At 33.4% G+C, this 2827-nt stretch carries 2 protein-coding genes and 1 pseudogene; all 3 read right to left on the minus strand.

The genetic code is table 11. The annotated features are described in order from the left end of the window. Positions 1-13: 13 nt before the first annotated feature. Entirely contained in the window at positions 14-589 is a 576-nt protein-coding gene (locus VK998_RS10475; RefSeq protein WP_325228075.1) for an indolepyruvate oxidoreductase subunit beta, read from the minus strand. Position 590: 1 nt separating this feature from the next. Further along, on the minus strand, positions 591-2369 hold the full coding sequence (iorA, locus tag VK998_RS10480; protein ID WP_325228076.1) for an indolepyruvate ferredoxin oxidoreductase subunit alpha: 1779 nt from the start codon (positions 2367-2369) through the stop codon (positions 591-593). 116 nt (positions 2370-2485) lie between these two features. Next, positions 2486-2827: pseudogene (locus VK998_RS10485) on the minus strand (sodium-dependent transporter); the annotation flags it as partial.

Consider the following 2827-nt stretch of genomic DNA (forward strand, 5'->3'; position numbering starts at 1 on the left):
TTATTATTAATAACTATACAGCATCTTTTCCTCTATTGAATGCTTTTATATTTATATCAATAAATCTTTCTTTTACATTATCCCTTATTGCTTTTTCCCAGTCAATATCTTTTAAATCCATGGCTTCAACTAATGCTCCAAATAATACCACATTCATAACTTTCAAATTGCCTAGTTCCTCTGCGATTTCCGCTGCATTTATTACACTGGTATTAGCTTTACTTTTAATTATATCGATTACTCCTTCTGGATAATCTTCTTTTCCCATTAGAATTGGTGCTGATGGTATTTCATAATCATTTACCACAATTTTCCCTTCTGGTTTTAAATAATCTAACCATCTTAAAGCTTCCATGGTTTCAAAAGAAACTAATATATCAGCAGTCCCTCTGCCAATAATAGGAGAATCCACATTATCACCATATCTTACTTGAGTCGAAACACTACCTCCTCTTTGGGCCATACCATGAATTTCAGACATCTTCACATCATAACCTGATTCAACAAGTCCTGCTGATAATATTTTACTCGCAAGAATTGTTCCTTGTCCTCCTACACCTACTAATAATATACTTTTTGTTTCAGCCATTTTATTCACCCACCTTGCTTATTGCTTTAACTGGACAGACTTGCATACATACTTCACAACCTACACATTGGGTTGCATCTATGCTTGATTTTTTAGCTAATTTATCAAAATGTATTGCTGGGCATCCTGTGTTAACACACATTTTACAGCCTATACATTTTTCTTGATCTACCTGACATACACCTGGTTCTAACTTAAATTCTTCTTTATCATATTCAGATAATTTTTTAAGTGCACAAGGCCATCTTGAAATAATTACTGAAGGTTCATCTAAATCATAAGCCCAATCAAAAGCTTCCTTAAGTTCATCCAATCTTAATGGATTAACAGTCCTAACATGCTTAACTCCTAAAGCTTTTACAATTTCAGGAATATTCGCCATCTTAGTAGGTTCTCCTTGAAGAGTAAAGCCAGTACCTGGATTATCCTGATGCCCTGTCATACCAGTTACCCTATTGTCTAGTATACAAGTAATAGTATTACTATTGTTATATACAACATCTAAAAGACTGGTCATTCCAGAATGGAAGAAAGTAGAATCACCAATAACACTTACTACTCTCTTATCATCATTATATTTATCTATCAATTTTTCCATACCATGTCCTAAACTAACACTAGCACCCATACATATAGTTGTATCCATTGCATTTAATGGATCTGCACCTCCTAGAGTATAGCAGCCTATATCTCCAGATATAATAGTATTCTTTCTTTTACTTAATTGATAGAAGAATCCTCTATGTGGACAACCTGCACAAAGAGTTGGAGGTCTATTTACAACTATTGATTTATCATAATCTATTACTTCTTTTTCTGTTCCAAATATGCCTTTTTCAACAATTTCTGGATTTAGTTCCCAGATATTAGGAATCTTATCTTTTCCTATACATTGAATACCAGCAGCTTTAATTTGATCTTCTATAAATGGTTCCAGTTCTTCGACTACATAAAGGGTTTCAACTTCGTCTGCAAACTCTTTAATTTTTTCCATAGGAAGAGGAAATGTAAAGCCCAATTTCAAATAAGAAGCCTTGTCTCCAAATACTTCTTTTGCATATTCATAAGCAACTCCAGAAGAAATTACACCTATTTTCTTATCATTCCACTCAATATAGTTAAGTTGAGTTTTGTTAGAAAATTCTTCTAGTTTTTTAAGCTTTTCCTCTACTACTACATGCAATTGTTTAGCAACTGCAGGAGCCACATAATACTTCATCAAATTCTTTTTATATGGTTTTAGAGGAATTTCTTTTCTTTCACCTACTTCTACTAAAGATTTACTATGGCATATCCTAGTAGTTAACCTCATCAACACAAGAGTGTCAAATTCTTCACTTATTTCCATAGCAGCCTTAACCATATCTTTAGCCTCTTGACTATTACTTGGTTCAACCATAGCTACTTTTGCAGCTTTTGCATAATATCTATTATCTTGTTCGTTTTGAGATGAATGTAGACCAGGGTCATCTGCAGTAACTAATACCATACCCCCATTTACTCCAGTATAACCTGAAGTGAAGTATGGATCTGCAGCCACATTTAAGCCTACATGCTTCATAGCAGCAAGAGACCTTGCTCCATATATAGAAGCACCTAAAGCTGATTCTAATGCAACCTTTTCATTTGGTGCCCACTCTGCAATTATTTCTTCTTTATGAGGGGCTATATTTTCTAATATCTCTGTACTGGGTGTTCCAGGATAAGCAGAAGCATAATGGATGCCAGCTTCATAAGCTCCGAGAGCTACTGCTTCGTTTCCCGTCAATAGCTTTTTCATATATATGTTCCTCCTTCGTCAATAATGGTTTGCAAAAACTTCAATAACTTATTAGGATACAATATTTAATTACAATAATGTTCAACTAAATTTAAATGCAAAATATATGCCATTAATTAAATTTTTAAAATTCCAGTAGCGGTTAAAAATATTATTGCTAATAAAATTGGAACAACATATTTAGTTAAATTATACCATAGATTGAATAATCCAAATTCAAATTTGCCATTGCTAGTAATTTCATCTTTAGCAACTTGTTTGTCCCATACCCAGCAAATTACCAAAGCACCTGCTAACCCGACTAAAGGCATAGAAATATTAGATACAAAATAATCATAAAGATCGAAAAGTCCTAAACCAAATATTTCAACATGACTCCAGCCACCAAAGCTCATTAAAGGTGGAATACCTAATAATACAACAACCCCACTCATAATAATACCTGCTTTTTTCCTTAC

The organism is Schnuerera sp., assembly GCF_035459645.1.
Classification (GTDB): Bacteria; Bacillota; Clostridia; order Tissierellales; family Tepidimicrobiaceae; genus Schnuerera.

Excerpts from the sequence above, each read along its gene's own strand:
- VK998_RS10475 (WP_325228075.1), bottom strand. The coding sequence starts at position 589 with ATGGCTGAAACAAAAAGTATATTATTAGTAGGTGTAGGAGGACAAGGA.
- iorA (WP_325228076.1), bottom strand. The coding sequence starts at position 2,369 with ATGAAAAAGCTATTGACGGGAAACGAAGCAGTAGCTCTCGGAGCTTAT.